Annotated in this window: 10 protein-coding genes; 7 read left to right on the forward strand and 3 right to left on the reverse strand. The window is 45.6% G+C overall.

The window, feature by feature from the left end:
* Positions 1 to 23: 23 nt before the first annotated feature.
* Positions 24 to 1,112 carry a mannose-1-phosphate guanylyltransferase gene (locus GC130_RS25100; RefSeq protein WP_152001129.1) on the reverse strand — a complete coding sequence of 363 codons (1,089 nt, stop codon included), beginning with the start codon at positions 1,110 to 1,112 and terminating at the stop codon, positions 24 to 26.
* 229 nt (positions 1,113 to 1,341) lie between these two features.
* On the opposite strand from GC130_RS25100, the gene recQ reads away from it, so the two are divergent.
* The 4 genes from recQ (at position 1,342) to GC130_RS25120 (ending at position 6,609) form a co-directional block, all read left to right on the forward strand.
* A complete protein-coding gene (gene recQ, locus GC130_RS25105; RefSeq protein WP_152001130.1) occupies positions 1,342 to 3,525 on the forward strand; it encodes a DNA helicase RecQ in 2,184 nt (727 codons plus the stop codon).
* A gap of 52 nt (positions 3,526 to 3,577) precedes the next feature.
* Positions 3,578 to 4,864, forward strand: coding sequence for a phosphoribosylamine--glycine ligase (gene purD / locus GC130_RS25110; protein WP_152001131.1), 1,287 nt, complete (start codon positions 3,578 to 3,580; stop codon positions 4,862 to 4,864).
* Between the two features lie 74 nt (positions 4,865 to 4,938).
* A complete protein-coding gene (locus GC130_RS25115) occupies positions 4,939 to 6,105 on the forward strand; it encodes a regulatory iron-sulfur-containing complex subunit RicT (protein ID WP_152001132.1) in 1,167 nt (388 codons plus the stop codon).
* Positions 6,106 to 6,609, forward strand: coding sequence for a gliding motility lipoprotein GldH (locus tag GC130_RS25120; protein ID WP_152001133.1), 504 nt, complete (start codon positions 6,106 to 6,108; stop codon positions 6,607 to 6,609).
* Between the two features lie 4 nt (positions 6,610 to 6,613).
* On the opposite strand, the gene GC130_RS25125 is transcribed toward GC130_RS25120, so the two are convergent.
* Both GC130_RS25125 and GC130_RS25130 read right to left on the reverse strand, forming a co-directional pair.
* Positions 6,614 to 10,636, reverse strand: coding sequence for an AAA domain-containing protein (locus GC130_RS25125; RefSeq protein WP_152001134.1), 4,023 nt, complete (start codon positions 10,634 to 10,636; stop codon positions 6,614 to 6,616).
* 63 nt (positions 10,637 to 10,699) lie between these two features.
* Positions 10,700 to 11,620: a helix-hairpin-helix domain-containing protein gene (locus GC130_RS25130; protein ID WP_152001135.1), complete on the reverse strand. Its 921-nt coding sequence runs from the start codon at positions 11,618 to 11,620 to the stop codon at positions 10,700 to 10,702.
* Between the two features lie 200 nt (positions 11,621 to 11,820).
* Between GC130_RS25130 and hemA the strand changes: the two genes are divergently transcribed.
* From hemA to GC130_RS25145, 3 genes are all read left to right on the forward strand, one after another.
* Positions 11,821 to 13,095, forward strand: coding sequence for a glutamyl-tRNA reductase (gene hemA, locus GC130_RS25135; protein ID WP_152001136.1), 1,275 nt, complete (start codon positions 11,821 to 11,823; stop codon positions 13,093 to 13,095).
* Positions 13,096 to 13,161: 66 nt separating this feature from the next.
* Positions 13,162 to 15,411 (forward strand): WG repeat-containing protein, encoded by a 2,250-nt coding sequence (locus tag GC130_RS25140; protein WP_152001137.1) that lies wholly within the window; start codon positions 13,162 to 13,164, stop codon positions 15,409 to 15,411.
* A gap of 97 nt (positions 15,412 to 15,508) precedes the next feature.
* Entirely contained in the window at positions 15,509 to 16,519 is a 1,011-nt protein-coding gene (locus GC130_RS25145; protein ID WP_152001138.1) for an SRPBCC family protein, read from the forward strand.
* Positions 16,520 to 16,748 lie beyond the last annotated feature (229 nt).

The following is a 16,748-nucleotide window of genomic DNA, read 5'->3' on the forward strand; positions in this document are numbered from 1 at the left end:
AGAAGTGTTTACACACTAAGCTTTCAGAGAAGCTCCTCTCCTTTTTTGTTTTTCACATCGTTTACAAACTCCCTGAATTTTGCTTCCTGGTCTTTTTTAACGATCATGAGTACATCCTCAAAATCAGCTATCAGGTAGCCTTCCAGGTCTTGCAAAATCACCAGCTTGCTCTTGTCTGTTTTGACAATATTGCTGTGACTATCGTAAGAAAGTAACTCTGCGCCCATAACGATGTTCTCGTTTTCCTCCTTTTTCAGGTTATCATAGAGTGAGCCCCACGAGCCCAGGTCCGACCAGGCAAAATCGCCGAGCACAACATAAACATCGTTTGCCTTTTCCATAATACCGTAGTCAATAGATATATTTCTACACTGCGTGTAGGCTTTGTCAATATACTGCTGCTCGGTGTCGGTATAATAATGCTCCATACCATCATCGAAGGCTTCAGCCATTTCGGGCAGGCTATTCTCATATTCCTTAATGATAGTAGAAGTCTTCCAAATAAAAATTCCAGCGTTCCAGACAAAATCCCCGCTTTCCAGAAACTTCTTAGCCCATTCCAGCTCTGGCTTTTCCGTGAATGTTTTAACCTTTCTGGCTGCACCAAACTTTTCTTCAGAATACTGAATATAGCCATAGCCGGTTTCCGGTTTTGTTGGCTTAATACCTATCGTAACCAGGTTGCCCTCTTTCTGAGCGGCGAATATGCCCTCCTCAACCGTAGCGATGAACTTGTCTTCATTAAAAATGGCATGGTCTGCCGGCGTGATTACCACTGTTGCGTCAGGGTTTTTCTTGTGGATTTTATAGCACGCATACGCTACGCACGGAGCGGTATTTCTTCGGGCCGGCTCAAGCAGTATTTGATCCTGCTGGAGGTCAGGCAATTGTTCCTTTACTAATTCAGCGTATTGTTGATTAGTGACGATCAATATGTTATCTTTGCCCGCCGTTTGCAGGAACCGGTTGTAGGTCATTTGTAAAAGTGACTGACCAGTACCAAATATGTCAAGAAATTGTTTTGGGCGCTTGTTTCTGCTATAGGGCCAAAACCTACTCCCTACGCCACCGGCCATAATTATTACAAAAGTTTGACTGCTGTTTCTGTCCATTGCTTAGCTAAAACGTATTTCGTTGCAAATATAGGCTTTAAATACGGTCAGCAAAGGTCGTGGAATCATTAAAGAGCATGATGACGTTGTCATAAAACGACTGTGAGTGACGCCCATCACATCTTATAACTGATATTTGGAAAGTGAGAGTGTCATTTGAATTAAAATTAGTATATTCAATTGCTCAGCTAACTGTGTGTAAAAGCTGAAAAAGAAATTGCAGAGCCATATGATTGCGAGCCTGGAGGAACAATTAAAAGATAAGTTAAAAGAAGTTTTTGGGTACAGCAGTTTTCGAGGCACCCAGGAAGCGATCATCAAAAACATACTTGACGGCCGGAATACCTTCGTCATCATGCCAACCGGTGCGGGCAAGTCGCTTTGTTACCAGCTGCCAGCCCTGATCCTTGATGGTGCGGCCATTGTTATCTCACCTCTTATTGCCCTGATGAAAAATCAGGTCGATCAACTGAATGCAGTGGGTGTCAATGCCCAGTTCCTCAACTCCACGTTGACCAAGACGGAAATGAACAGGGTAAAGAGAGAGACCCTGAGCGGAGAGGTGCAACTACTTTATGTGGCACCTGAATCTCTTACCAAAGAAGAAAACATTGAGTTCCTCAAAAAAGCAAACATTTCTTTTGCAGCAATTGACGAGGCTCATTGTATCTCGGAGTGGGGCCATGACTTCAGGCCTGAATACCGAAGAATCAAGCAGATTCTGGCTCAAATCAGCAACATGCCCGTGATTGCACTGACTGCCACTGCTACTCCGAAGGTGCAAATTGATATTCAGAAGAACCTGCAAATGGAAGAGGCCGATATTTTTAAGTCTTCTTTCAACAGAGAAAATCTATACTACGAGGTTCGCCCGAAGCAGCACACCAAAAAGCAACTGGTAAAGTTTGTAAAGTCGCAGAAAGGCAAATCTGGCATCGTCTACTGCCTGAGCCGAAAGAAAGTTGAAGAAATAGCCAACTTGCTACAGGTGAATGATGTGAAAGCTGCTCCTTATCACGCCGGCCTTGATGCTGCAGTACGCATAAAGAATCAGGACGACTTCCTGAACGAAGAAGTGGATGTGATTGTGGCTACCATTGCCTTTGGCATGGGCATCGACAAGCCGGATGTTCGCTTTGTCGTGCATTATGACACTCCAAAATCATTGGAGGGATACTATCAGGAAACTGGCCGGGCCGGAAGAGATGGTCTGGAAGGTAACTGTATCATGTTCTACAGTTACAACGACATCATTAAGCTTGAAAAATTCAATAAAGACAAAACTGTTACTGAGAGAGACAACGCCAGAGTGCTGCTTGATGAAATGGTGTCCTATGCTGAGTCATCACTTTGTAGAAGAAAGCAACTGCTTCACTACTTTGGAGAAAGCTACGACCATGATTGTGGTTTTTGCGACAACTGCCTTAAGCCGAGGGAAAAGTTCGAAGGTGAGGAGTATGTTCAATGGGTGCTGAGAGCGGCAATGGAAACCGGTGAAAGATTCAACCTGGCACACCTCGTAGATGTGGTAAAGGGCACCCCTTCACAATATGTTAAAAGTTACGGGCATGATACTTTGTCCATTTTTGGCAAAGGAAAGGAGCTGGAAGAAAGTCTCATCAAGTCGGTGGTTAGGCAGTCTCTATTACTAGAGTTTCTTGAGAAAGACATAGAGAATATTGGCGTGTTGAAAGTAACTGCCAAGGGCAAGGACTTTATTGTTGACCCATTTGCTATCAAGCTCTCAAAAGACCACGAATACGACGTGGAAGTGACCGAAGAAGAGGAAGACGCAGAAAAAGTGCCTACCACGGCAAAGGCCTATGACGAGGCGCTCTTCGAAATGCTTAGAAACCTTCGAAAAAAGGTGGCCAAGCAAATGGATTTGCCTCCCTATGTCGTGTTTCAGGATCCATCGCTGGAGGAAATGGCCACTATCTACCCTACCACCAAAGATGAGCTTGCCCAGATCAACGGAGTTGGTATGGGCAAGGTGGCAAAGTTTGGCAAGCCTTTTCTCGAAACAATAGCCAAATATGTTGAAGAAAACGATATTGAAACTGCTTCGGATGTAGTAGTTAAATCAGCGGGACAGAAGTCGAAAATAAAAATCTTCATCATACAGCAAATTGACCGCAAGGTAGATTTGGAAGAGATTGCCGAAGCCAAGAGTATGGCCATGGAGGAGATCATCAACGAAATTGAACACATCTGCTATTCAGGCACCAAGCTCAACCTTGAGTATTATATCGACCAGGTACTGGACGAGGACAGGCAAGACGACATCATCGACTATTTTATGAGTGCTGAAACAGACAGCATAGCCGTTGCGCTGGAAGAGCTGGGCGACGACTATTCAGAGGAAGAGCTAAGACTTGTCCGTATAAAATTCCTTTCAGAATACGCCAATTAATTGGTGCATCGCCTCCTCCTTCTTAAGTTTGTCGGCTAAACAATTCATCACTATGAACATAGCCGTCATTGGTTCAGGAGGAAGAGAACACGCACTTTCATGGAAAATTTCTCAAAGCCCGAAGTGTGATAATCTCTTTATCGTACCAGGCAACGCCGGCACTTTATCGGTTGGCACCAATGTCTCGCTTTCCACCACCGACTTTCCTGCGATAGCCGAATGGGCACTGAAGGAGAAAATAGAACTGATCATCGTTGGCCCTGAAGAACCCCTTGTAAAAGGCTTCCGGGATTACTTCGAAACAAGAAAAGACCTCGCTCATATAGCCATTGTAGGCCCTGGAGCCGCTGGTGCTGCGCTTGAAGGCAGCAAGGACGTTTCCAAGCAGTTTATGCTGAAGCATGGCATTCCCACCGCCAGAGCGAAAACCATCATCGCCGGCAACCTTTCCGAGGGCTTTCAATTTCTCGACGCTCTTCAACCTCCCTACGTGCTTAAGGCAGATGGGCTGGCTGCAGGCAAGGGTGTGATCATCACAAGCAACCTTGCGGAAGCTAAAGACAGGCTCAGGTTCATGATTGAAGAGGCCGAATTTGGCGAAGCCAGCAGAAAAGTGCTCATCGAAGAGTTTCTGGACGGCATAGAGCTCTCCGTTTTTGTGCTAACCGACGGAAAAGACTATATCATTCTGCCTGAGGCTAAGGACTATAAAAGAATTGGTGATGGCGATACCGGCCCAAACACAGGTGGTATGGGAGCTGTTTCCCCAGTGCCGTTTGCTCCAGGCGAGTTTTTGAAAAAGGTGGAGGAAAAGGTAGTGAAGCCAACTGTTGACGGGCTGAGGAAAGACAAAATTGACTACAAGGGCTTTATTTTCATTGGTTTGATGAACGTAGGCGGTGAACCGTATGTGATCGAATACAACGTGAGAATGGGCGACCCCGAGACCCAGGTGGTTATTCCACGGATCAAATCAGATCTTGTTGACTTGCTCCTCGCCACAGGACAGGGCAAGCTAAAAGGCCAGTCGTTTGAAGTCAGACCTGATTTTGCAACGACGGTGGTGATGGTGGCAGGAGGTTATCCTTCAGGATATGTGAAAGGAAAGCCGATTACTGGCTTGACTGGTAAATACGACTCGGAAGTGTTCCATGCCGGCACAAAAATCTCCGGCGACAACGTTGTTACCAATGGCGGCAGGGTGTTGGCCATTACCAGCTTTGGGAGCTCGATTCAGGAAGCAGTTAGCAAAAGTTATAAAACGATAGATAGCATTACCTGGGATCAGGCCAATTTCAGAAAGGATATCGGTCAGGATCTGGTAAAGTACAATGGATAGCAGGCATTGTTAGCACCTGATGGTTTTGAAATTATTTTTATATTTGAGAAGAGCTAACATAAAATTGCTTAGAGATGGGATGTAGCACATGCAGTAGTGTAACTACCGCAGATGGTAAAGTGGCTGGTTGCAAAAGCAATGGTGGCTGCTCAACAGGTGGTTGCAATAAAATGAACGTTTTTGACTGGCTTTCCAATATGGACATGCCAGCTTTAGATAAATTTGACATTGTTGAAGTACGATTTAAGAACGGCAGAAAGGACTTTTTTCGAAATAATGAAAACCTGCCTATCGTTACCGGCGATGCCATTGTGGTAGATGTTCCGAATGGTCACCATATTGGCTATGTATCTCTTCAGGGAGAGCTGGTTCGGCTTCAAATGCAGAAGAAAAAAGTGGCTAATGACAGTGAGGTAAAGAATATCTACCGAATTGCCACTCAAAAAGACCTGGAAAAATTTGAACAGGTTCAAGCCAGAGATCTCCCAACCCTCTTTCGCACAAGAGAGATCATCAGAGAGCTCAAATTGGAAATGAAGCTGACCGATATTGAATATCAGGCTGATAATACCAAAGCGACATTTTATTATTCGGCTGACGACAGGGTCGATTTCCGTGAGTTAATCAAGCTGTTAGCCGCCGAGTTTAAAATTCGGGTAGAAATGCGCCAAATCAGCTTGAGACAGGAAGCCGGCCGACTCGGTGGAATAGGTGTTTGTGGCAGAGAGCTATGCTGCTCCACCTGGCTCTCTGAATTCAAGAGCGTGTCCACCTCTGCAGCCCGCTACCAGAATTTGTCGCTCAACCCAAGCAAACTTTCCGGGCAATGCGGCAGGCTGAAGTGCTGCCTTAATTACGAGCTCGACACCTACATGGAAGCGCTTGAAGGTATTCCAGAAATTGAAGCCCCACTGCTCACTGCCCGTGGTGAAGCCTCATTGCAGAAGACGGATATTTTCCGAAAAACCATGTGGTTCGGCTATAGAGATGAAAACACCTGGTATCCTTTAGACGTCGAGAGGGTAAAGGTTATTCTGGAAATGAACAAGAAAGGGCAAAAGCCCGACACGCTGGCTATAGACAAAGAAGACACTGGAAGAGATGCCAACCAGGCTCTCAACAGCGACCTGGTGAACCTGGACAAGAAATTTGGTGGGCAAGGCAGCGGCAAAAAGAAGAAAAAGAACAAAAAGCGATTCAAGAATCGTAACCGGGGTCAAAACAATCAACCACAACAATAGATGAGGACATCATTATCGGGAAGCAACCTTGGCGGCCTCATTTGCCTGTCAGCAGGTTTGATATTCCTCTTGTCATCATGCAGTGATTCAAGGATTTATGATGAGTACCACGACTTTGATGAAAACGTGTGGCACATGGATTCTACAGAGAAATTTACTTTTACTGTAGATACGACAGCAGACCAGTTTCAGCTTTCTTATCTGGTCAGAAACACAGCAGACTACTCGTACTACAACCTCTATCTCAAGTTCACCCTTGAAGACTCCCTTCATCAAGTGATCGAAAGTCAGATGCAGGAGGTTATTTTGTTCGACCCTAAAACCGGGAAGCCCTACGGCAGTGGGCTGGGAGATTTATTTTCTCATGAGTTTCCTGCCATCAGTGGCTTCACATTTCCTTACAAAGGGAAGTTCACCTTTTCAGTTCAGCAATACATGAGGGTGGAAAGCCTGGCGGGCATTCAGTCTCTTGGATTGAAAGTTGAAAGAGTTGAACAAGAATAACTGGTTACTCGATTTGCCCGATAAACTTGTAGAGTCGCTCTTCGGCACCTTCTGGGTCAATCCAAAACTCCCTGGAATAAAACTGAGTAGATCTCCATTTTTTATCCATCAACAAAGTGTACCGGTATACATAGGCATCTTTTGCTGAAATACTGTTGAAGTACGTGTCGTCATCCGTAAAAACGAGACCCAGAAATTCTTCCCTTTTCTTGACTGTGAGGTCAGCAAAATTCAGGTCCTCGGTCATGGATATATTCCGCATTTGAGGCACAGTCTCCAACCACTTTGTCATTCTCGATTTGAGGTACCAATGCTGCGAGAAGGTAGGCTCTTTAGGCGCATACGGCCTGAACTCCCCGTTTGAAACAGTAAATGCATACTCCAGGTACTTTCTCAGCATCTTAGGCCCCTCATTTCTTAAGCCATCCACATTTAGCTGATGAGGCAAAATGCTGCTAACCACAAAAATCTGTTCTTTCGCCCTGGTCACGGCCACATTCAGCCGGTTTTCGCCGCCCTCAAGGTTGAGCGAGCCGAACTTCATCTGAAGCTTCCCTTTGGCATCGGGCGCATAGCCAATAGTGAAAATAATAATGTCTCTTTCGTCACCCTGCACATTTTCAATGTTTTTCACAAACAGCGAATCAGGCAGCAGCTTTTTATGATCCGCCTGATACGTATCCAGCAAGTCTAAAATATGCGACTGTTGAGCGGCGTTGAAAGTAACCACGCCAATACTTTTGTCCGGCGACTTTTTAAGACAACTAACAATCAAGTCCACAACCCTGGTAGCCTCTTCGTCGTTTCGGCTGCTTTCCCATATCCCATCCACTTTTTCGTAGGAAATGGCAGGCTTAGCCTCGTTGATTACCTCAAAATGTGGCACTAGTTGTAGCTTGCCTTTGTAAAAATAGTGGTTACTGAAGTCGATCAGGTCGAGCGAACGGCTGCGGTAGTGGCCCTGCAAAGAAACCTGGCTCAGGTGCTGCCTCGCCAGTGTGAGCAAAGAATCTGCCTCAAGGGCCATTTCCTCCTCCTCTTCGCTTTGCTCCCACCGTATTTTATAGAGATCATTGGGCTGCAACTGCTTATCGTCTCCAGACACTACCACTTGCTTGCCCCTGTACATAGCGGCCAGGCCGTTTTCCACAAAGCACTGGGAAGCTTCATCAAAAATGACCAGGTCAAATATCTCATCCAGCTGAAAAATAGCAGAAGCTGCCTCAGGAGATGTAAGCCAGCAGGGCACCAACCTGAAAGCCTCCGCCGACATGTGAGCCAAAAGCCTTCTGATAGGCCAAACTCGCTTCTTTTTGGTGACCTGGTGCTGCAGGTCACGGTAGGTAATCGGGTTGTTGAGCCGATTATACTCCACTTCATTGTATGTCTTTTCCCTAATTCTCAATAAAAGTATATCGCCACTCAGCTGGTTCTTCTTCAGCACCGCCTCCTGAAGCTCTTTTGTCAAAGTGTCCAATTTCAGAGAAGACACCGCTCTTAAAATGGGGTATTTTGTTTCAATGTGGTCGATCCACTGAAGATTGAGGCTATTCTCAAAAATCTCATTCCACTCCTCTTCATCCCAGTCTGGCGAAATTTCCTCAAGCTTCTCAAAAATCTGGTTTTCGTAGGGTAGCACGCTATCCAGCAGTTTATCGTATTCAACAAGGCTGTCGAAATCCTTGTCCAGCCGCTTGAGCAACTCCTCTGCATACCCTTTCTTTCCGATAATCATTTTGACCTGCTTCGGCGTGAAGTATCCCTGCCACTGCTCCCATTTTAGTGGAATCTCCTCCAAAGCCTCAAATGATCGATCAGTGAGCTCCTTCAGTTCTTCGAAAGTGTAGTTTTTTGGGTTGACTACTTTTGCCACCGGCCTCAGCGAGCTGAAGATCATCTTTGCGTTGATCGCCCTTCTCACAAAGAAAAACCAGTTTTGCAGGTCAATCTTCGACATGGCATTCGGCGGGTTCAATATCCATTCGCTGGTTCTCAGCTTGGTGAGGTTGTGTTCCAGATTCAGGCGGCTGTCCACCATGATCATCAGCTCCTCAAACCCCTTTTTATTGCTCTCCAAATTGTTGGCCACCAGCACCCTTGAAATAAACACTTTGTCTTTGGAAAAGAACTTCCACCTGAACCAGCTAAAAAGCCCCTTTCTTGCCTTACGCCCCCTTTCCAGGGCCTCCTGCAACCTGCCTAACTCATTGCCCGGAGTTGACAACTCAGGGCCCAGCCCCTTGTAGCACTCCATCAATATCCGCTCGTTATTGGCCAGCCAAAGGGCGTCTGTTTCGCTATCGGGGTAAGCCGACATGTGCACAAAAGTTTCGTACACAGTCTTGTCATTGATGAGAGAAAACATCTCTTTTACCTGCCCCCGGCGCTCCAGCATGTCCTGGCATTCATCGAAGCTCAATGCCTCGCCCAGGGCTTCCTTAGACCTTGAAGCCAAGGCTTGATTGAACTTCAGAATTTCTGCCACCAGCTCCTTTACCCGCCCAAGCTCCGCCACCCCAAAATGGCTAAACGACACCCGGTCTACCCAGGGGTGCTCTTCCGTGCGGAAGACTGAAGAATATTTAACATAATAGCCAATCTTGCGTTGGAAGGCCTCCAACTTCTCGTAGGTGAAATATTTATATTCCTGCTTGAGGGTAATGGTTCTCCCTTTGAGATCAGATGAGAGATAAAGTTCTTTCACAGACTTGCCCGACTCTTTATCGTCAAACAGCGCCTGCTTAAACTCGTTGAGCTCTTCCGAAATCTGATCTATTTTTCTGCTAACCTGGGTAAACTCTCTTTCCAGCTGGATAGCATCCAGAGAGTTGTTTTTAAGCTTATACTCATCAAGTCGTTCAATTTGGGAGGCTAGCTGCTCGTAAATTTCCTTTCTGTCATTTTTGAAATCGTGCACGAGCGCTACAAATGCTCCCAGATCTTTCTCGCTTAATCGCTGATGCACCACGTCAAGCGCAGCCCTCTTCTGGCAAACCACCAGCACTTTTTTGCCACGTGCAATAAAGTCCGAAACGAGATTACAGATAAGCTGTGACTTGCCTGTTCCCGGCGGGCCTTGTATTACAAGTGAATGGCCATTCTTTACCGTTTTCAAAGCATTTTCCTGAAATGCGTCGATGGTAAATGGTGTAAAAGTCTGTTCTTCCTTTATTTTGCTGACGTAGGAATACTCCACTTTGTCCACCACATCTTCCAGGTTGGTTTTACCAACGAAGAAGTCTTCCAGGCTTTCCAGCGTGTTTTCCTCAATGAGTTTGAGATAGTCGGGTACCATATAAGACCCATTTTGAGGAAAAATGCCCAGCACGGCTTCGGTCATCAGCTTCAGTTTCCCTGTGTCGTGGCCGAGCTCAAACTTGTCCTTTAGAAAAGGCGTGTAGCTGGTTAGCTGATCGGTAAAATTATCTGGATTGAAATTAACCTCTACCTTACTGTCTCTTAGAAGCTCGTAAAGGGCTGTGCGAAATACCCGGCTATCTTTATCAAAATCGTCGAAAACCCGCTCTATCAAGTCCTCGTCGAGCGAAATCTTATTATAGTAAGCGTACCCAAGCAGAAAGGTCTTATTCAGGGTGACATTAACATCCTTTCGGGGCACCATCACCCAGTTTTTCTGATCCATTTCGAGCGACACTGGAAAAAAAAGCAGAGGACACCGCACCAGCGTGCCATCACTAAATTTGCCATGTACAAACGGCCACCCTACATACAAATCACGGCCACCCCTTTCCTGAAAAACAAACTGATCAAGCCTGTGCAGTTTTTTCAGGCCAACGCTTAGGTTGTTGTTATTATAGTCCCTGCTGTCCATGATCTGGCACAGTGGAATTTTAGCTTTTTGGGCTATCAGGTCGTTGATGACATGAAACGAGGGCTGCCCAAGAGTGAAGTCAAAATCATGCAAATCGAGAAACTGATCGGAAGCCAGGCGCAACAAAAGCAGCGACCTATTATTGGCAGTGAGATTGGTAAGCTTACGAAGGTAGGATTGCAGAATTTTTCGCATAAGACGGCTTGCGGCCTTTCGATAACTATCAGGTAAACGATAAACCTAATTGTTCATTATTCACTAGAATTCAAAATACGGCTTTAACTTTTGGATGGTTGAATCCGGGATGATTTTTATTTCTGCTACATCGTTCCAGCTAGCAAACTTTCCATGCTGATCCCGGTAGGCTACCAAAGCTCTTGCCTGGTTGTAGTTAATATAGGGTTGCAGTTTTAACGAATCCAAATGGATGGTGTTGACCGACAGTTTTACGCAGCAATTAGCAGGGTTGAGATCAAACTTCTCCCACAAGGCAGATACCGTTTCCTGCTTGAGTCCATACACTTCCGCCAGCTGCCCACGGTCGTGAAACCCACCAAGAGCATTCCTGTATTTGATGATCCTGGCAGAATAAGCCGGGCCTATGCCCCGTACCGCTTGCAACTCCTCTGCTGTTGCCAGATTGATATCGATTAACCTAACTGTTTCCTTGACGACTTTTGACTTTCCTTCAGCTATTGGCCTGGTATTGTCCGAACTGGGCTTTGTATTCGCTATTGATAAATACGGGGCAAGCTGCTCAAAAATAGAGGAATCCATTCCATAAAGCTTAAGCAAGTCTTTGCTATCATAAAACCTACCTCCCCGGCTTGTATACTTACTCCAGTTGGATGCCAGATAGGGTGGTATTTTCATTTCTCTCAATTGTGCCTCCGAAATCTGGTTGGGATCAAATTTTCCCAAATTGCTAAGGGCCAACATTTGCCGGGCGCTTTCCTTATCCTCCCCGACGTCTTCAGCCCATTGGAGCTCGGCTGCCCATTTGTCTAAAAGTTCCAAATCTTTTTCAGACGAATACTCGTTACTAGCATACCTGTAGTAGTCAAGTGCATAGACTCCAAGGAATAGAACACTAATGATAAAGAGAAGAATGATGCTACCATTAATTTCTTTTTTACTGTAGCCGAAATTCTCTCTTAGCCATTTATTTAGTTGGCTCATAGTCCGTAAGAAGCATTTGTTGAATATTAAGTTAGATATTTTTGGCTTCCAGTAAACAATTTCAAGGCAAAAAACTGTTCATTTATCAGTAGCGAGCATTTATCTCTAATTTAAACTCATTCTAAATTGAGTTATCTGACAAATGTCATTTCCTTTAAAATCAATACGGAGCTATTTTTGAACCCGAATTAAAGTGGAAAATGCATAAGCTTTTCAAAGCAGTAAGTCTATCGTACAAAAGCGCCCCGCTCAATATCAGAGAGCTTGTGTCCTTCGATGAGGAGGCCTGCAAGCGCTTGCTGAAGTATTTCAAAGAATTTACGCCCATCACTGAGGCGCTAGTGCTTTCCACCTGCAACCGAACCGAAGTATACTATTCTTCAGAAGCAGACCTTTCCGAAGACATCATCAAACTGATTGCCCTCGAAAGGTCAATCAATGATATTGGCGACTACAAAGATTTCTTCGTGGTGATTAACAACCATAAAGACGCCCTTCAGCACCTTTTCGATGTGAGCATGGGATTGGAAGCGCAGGTAGTTGGTGATTTGCAAATAGCCAATCAGGTCAAGCGATCATATCAGTGGTCGGCAGATGAGGACATGGCGGGCCCATTTTTGCACCGGCTGATGCACACGATTTTCTTCACCAATAAAAAAGTAGTTCAGGAAACCTCTTTCAGAGACGGCGCAGCCTCTGTGAGCTATGCCGCCGTTGAGTTGATTGGGGAGCTTACTGTTGCCATCCCCACGCCAAAAATTTTGATCGTCGGACTAGGTGAAATAGGAGAAGATGTTTGCCGCAATCTTGAGTACATCAAGAGCAAAGAGGTTTTCATTGCCAACAGAACATTTGAGAAAGCTGAGGCACTAGCCCTGGAATGTGGTTTTCAGGCCATACCGTTCGACACAGTTTATGCAGCCATGAAGGAGGCTGATGTTGTTATTTCGTCTGTCGCCAATAAAGAGCCTCTAATCAGAAAAGAGCACCTTCAAAACGGAGAATCGCTTTCCTTCAAATACATGCTTGACCTTTCTGTACCAAGAAGTATTGAAAAGGAAGTGGAAGAAGTGCACGGAACGCTGCTTTACAACATTGACGACATCCATAGCAAAACAAGTGAGGCACTGGAAAAAAGGCTGGCTGCAATACCACAGGTAAAGGCCATCATTTCCGGATCCATGGCTGAACTGCTCGACTGGTCGAAAGAAATGGAGGTTTCGCCCACCATCAACAAGTTGAAGAATGCCCTTGAGCAGATCAGGCAGGAGGAAGTTGCCAGGTATCTTAAGGGAGCTAGCATGGATGATAGCAAATTAGTGGAGAAGGTGACTAGGAGCATGATGCAGAAAATTATTAAGCTGCCTGTACTTCAGCTGAAAGCCGCCTGTAAAAGAGGTGAGGCTGAAACCCTTATCGACGTGTTGAACGACCTGTTTGACCTCGAAAAGCAGTCGGAAACGACCAATTCATAAGCACAAAATCCCCGATCGTTTAATTTCTTGCCGCTTTTCCTAACTGTTTGCTTAATTTAGCGGCGTATGAAGCTTTCTGTAGTTAGGTTCCTGTTCTCATTGGTACTTATTTTTTTAGCACCAATTCTCTCGCATGGCAAAAAAGCCAGTGAACGGGTATTAGAAGTCTTCGAGCTAAATAACCGGAAAGGCTTAAAGGACGACCAGGGCAAAATCCTCATCCCCGCCAAATATGAAGACATTGGATGGAGCAATGGGAGTGTCGACCCACTGTCGTCCACTATCGGCTATAAATCGAATGGCTTTTGGGGGTTAAGCTCGCTAAATGATCAGCAGATTACCAAAGCTGTTTACCGTGACCTCTCCCCCATGAGTAACGGTTTCCTGAGAGCGTCCCGAACCGACAGCTTCGAACATTTTCTTTACTTCGGCGTCCTCGACACCAAAGGCACGGCCCTGGTGGGCTTCCAATACTACGACATAGTCCCATCCGGCGACAACTACATTGCGTCACGCTATGAAAATCAAAAGACTTCCTACGGCCTTATTTCAGGAGTTGAGGCAACCTTAATCCCCTTCCAATTCAAATCCATCCAGTACGCCGGCAATGGCATTTACCAGGCTGTCGATGCCAGAGACAAGCTATCGGTGTGGACTGTGAGCGGCTTGAAGTTGCCGGTAGAAAACCTCGATAGCATGTTCCGTGTCAACCCCAACCTCCTTATAATTTCCAAGGAGGGCAAGCTGGGTGCCATGCGCAATGATGGCAGTATGATACTTGAGCCGTTTTACAAAGAAATTGTTCCTGAAAACGACTCGGTGCTGCGCCTGACCACCTACCCGTCGTGGCACCTGACCGATGGAAAGAACAAAAGACTGAAAACATTCTCTTTCGACGATATCGAAACTATCGGGCCCAGTTTGTACAGGGTTCAGACCTACCAGGGCGAAGCCATCATCAATATTTCGGGGGAACAACTGAGCAACAAAAGTAACTGGAGTGTTGTGCGCACAGATGAGAATTTTGTTGTGAGCAAAGAGCAAAACAAATTCAGGGTGTACAACAAGTCGGGCGAACCCTTTCTTGAACAGTATTACGATTCCCTCTATTTCGATGGAAAGTATTTTTACACGCAGGTAGTAAAAAACAACAAAGAGCTGTGGGATGTATATAACACTTATGGCCGGAAAGTTACAAGGCATTCTTACGACCAGGTAAAGCCGGAAGGATCCAAATTGATCATGGCCAGGCGGGATGCCTACTGGGGGTTTCTTGACTTTAATGGCGGAATGGTTATCGACCACAAATTTGAACGGGCTCACAGTTTCATCGAAGGCCTGTCCGCAGTTGAGTATGTAGGAAAATGGGGCGTTATAGACATCAACGGCGATTGGGTGGTCGAACCTAAGCACGACTATTGTGAGGTGATTAATGAAGCCGTGATTCTAACCAAAAATGGTGAGTCGACCGACCTCATAACGCCTGGGCGTGGATGGCTATACACAAGCCATCATTCGATATCTGCTAAAAAGTCGTGGCTGATCGAAGAAACTGAATCCGGAAGCTTTGGTCTGCTGACCTCAAAAGGACAAAAAGTGACAGCGCCTGAATTCGACGAAGTAATGATTCCCGATATGGATTCGGTTGTATTTCTAAGGCAAGGGGATTACTGGTGGTCTTATGGCAAAGACGGCAATAAGATTAGCGACGGCACAAGTAAATATCAGGGAGTGTCCGGGCTGAGTGAAGCATTTTTTGGCATTGTGAAAGACGAGAAATTCGGCTTTGTTGACCTCGATAATAAACTTAGAATTGCGAATAGGTACGACAGTGCTGCTTTTTTCCGTGAAGGAATGGCGGCGATAAAACTACGGGGGCACTGGGGGTTTGTTGACAAAATAGAGCGGCTGGTTGTGCAGCCCATTTACGACTCAGTTACTCCTTTTTCGAATGGCATCTCTCTCGTGTCAAGAAATAGCAAGTCTGGTATCATTGACAAAAACGGCGATGAAGTGGTTGGGCTGGACTTTGACGAGATCAAGTCTGTTGATAAGAACACCTATATTTTAAGGCAGGGAAATCAATATGGCTTTTACCACCGAAAGTCAGCCTACGTCATGCTTCCTCGTTTCAACCAGCTTGAACTACTGCCCAACGGGCTCTTCGTGGTCGAAAAAAGGGGGCAGAAAGGCCTGATCAATGAAAAGGGTGTTGATGTGATCCCCTCTGTCTACGACGACATTCACTATGACCTCTACAATGCCTTTTACCTCTGCAAAGAAGAAGGCAAGACGGAAACTTTTTTAGTTCGTTAATGTCTCCGCCAGAAGGGAAACCAAATTAATTGTCTCTATTCCAGGGCTTTAAGTTTGGAAAATTCCTAATTTAGGGGTTTACCAAACTTATCATCCTATGAAAGCACTTAAGATCATTCTCTACATAGTTTTGGCTATTGTAGTGATTGGAGTTGCGGCTGTGTTTATGATTCCGACTGAGTACCAACTGGAAAGGAGTATCACTATCAACGCACCGAAGAAGCTTGTGATACAACAAGCGGGCAGATTTGAAAACTTTGTGAAGTGGAGCCCATGGAACAAACTGGATCCCAACATGACCTACACTATTCAAGGGGCTGACGGCGAGGTAGGCTCCAGGTATGCCTGGGTTGGAAATGATCAGGTGGGTGAAGGTTCTATGGAAATTACTTCCATTTCCGAAAACAAGATTGAAGAAGACCTGATCTTCTTAAAGCCTTTTGAAAGCAAGGCAAAAGTTTCGCTAACCTTTGAGACTACTTCAGATGGAACAAAAGTAACATGGGCGATGGACAGCGAATCGCCGAGGCCCATGAACCTGATGAATCCCATGATGGACGGGTTAATGGGTCCAGACTTTGAAAGTGGTCTGGCTGAACTAAAAGTATTGAGTGAAGAAGTAGCCTCGTCCGACAGCTTCAGAGGCTTCAAAATTGAGCCAATCGAGCTCTCCCCCAGGACCTATATAGGTAAAAAAGACACCGTAAAATGGCTTGACATGCAGCCATTTATGGCTAACACTTTTGGTGCAGCTTATAGCCAGTTGGTTAAGAAAAAAGCACCGATGGCAGGAGCTCCCAGCAGCATCTACTTTGTTTGGGATGAGGCCAACGAACAGACGGTAATGGCAGCAGCCATTCCTGTCGAGGGCGAGTACACTCTCAAGGGGTTTGATGCGTTCCCGGCTGGCGGCAGTGGCTACAAAATTGCCTACTATGGTGCTTATGAGGGTAGTGGCGAGGCACACTACGCAATGGACGACTACTTCACAGCGAAAGGGCTTGAAATGACTGAAGACATCATGGTGATTGAAGAGTATGTAACTGATCCAACTACCGAGGAAGACACCAGCAAATGGCTGACTAATGTGTACTATATATTAAAGTAGTGCAGCCCACTGAAAAGTATGGAAGAAAAAAGGGGGCCAAATGGCCCCTTTTTCCTGAGTTCCGCACTGGGACACCCAAATTAGGGAAAGTCGAAAAGCTGTGCTAATTGTTTTTGTTCGTCCTTTATAAGGATTGTTTTCTTGACAGGACTTTTGGAAGAAGGTGTAATGACTTGGATTTCAAAAACTGATTTGGCAACCTCAATGGCCTTTTCAGGACTTAGTGAAG

It is taken from the genome of Imperialibacter sp. EC-SDR9 (genome assembly GCF_902498805.1).
Taxonomy (GTDB): Bacteria; Bacteroidota; Bacteroidia; order Cytophagales; family Cyclobacteriaceae; genus Imperialibacter.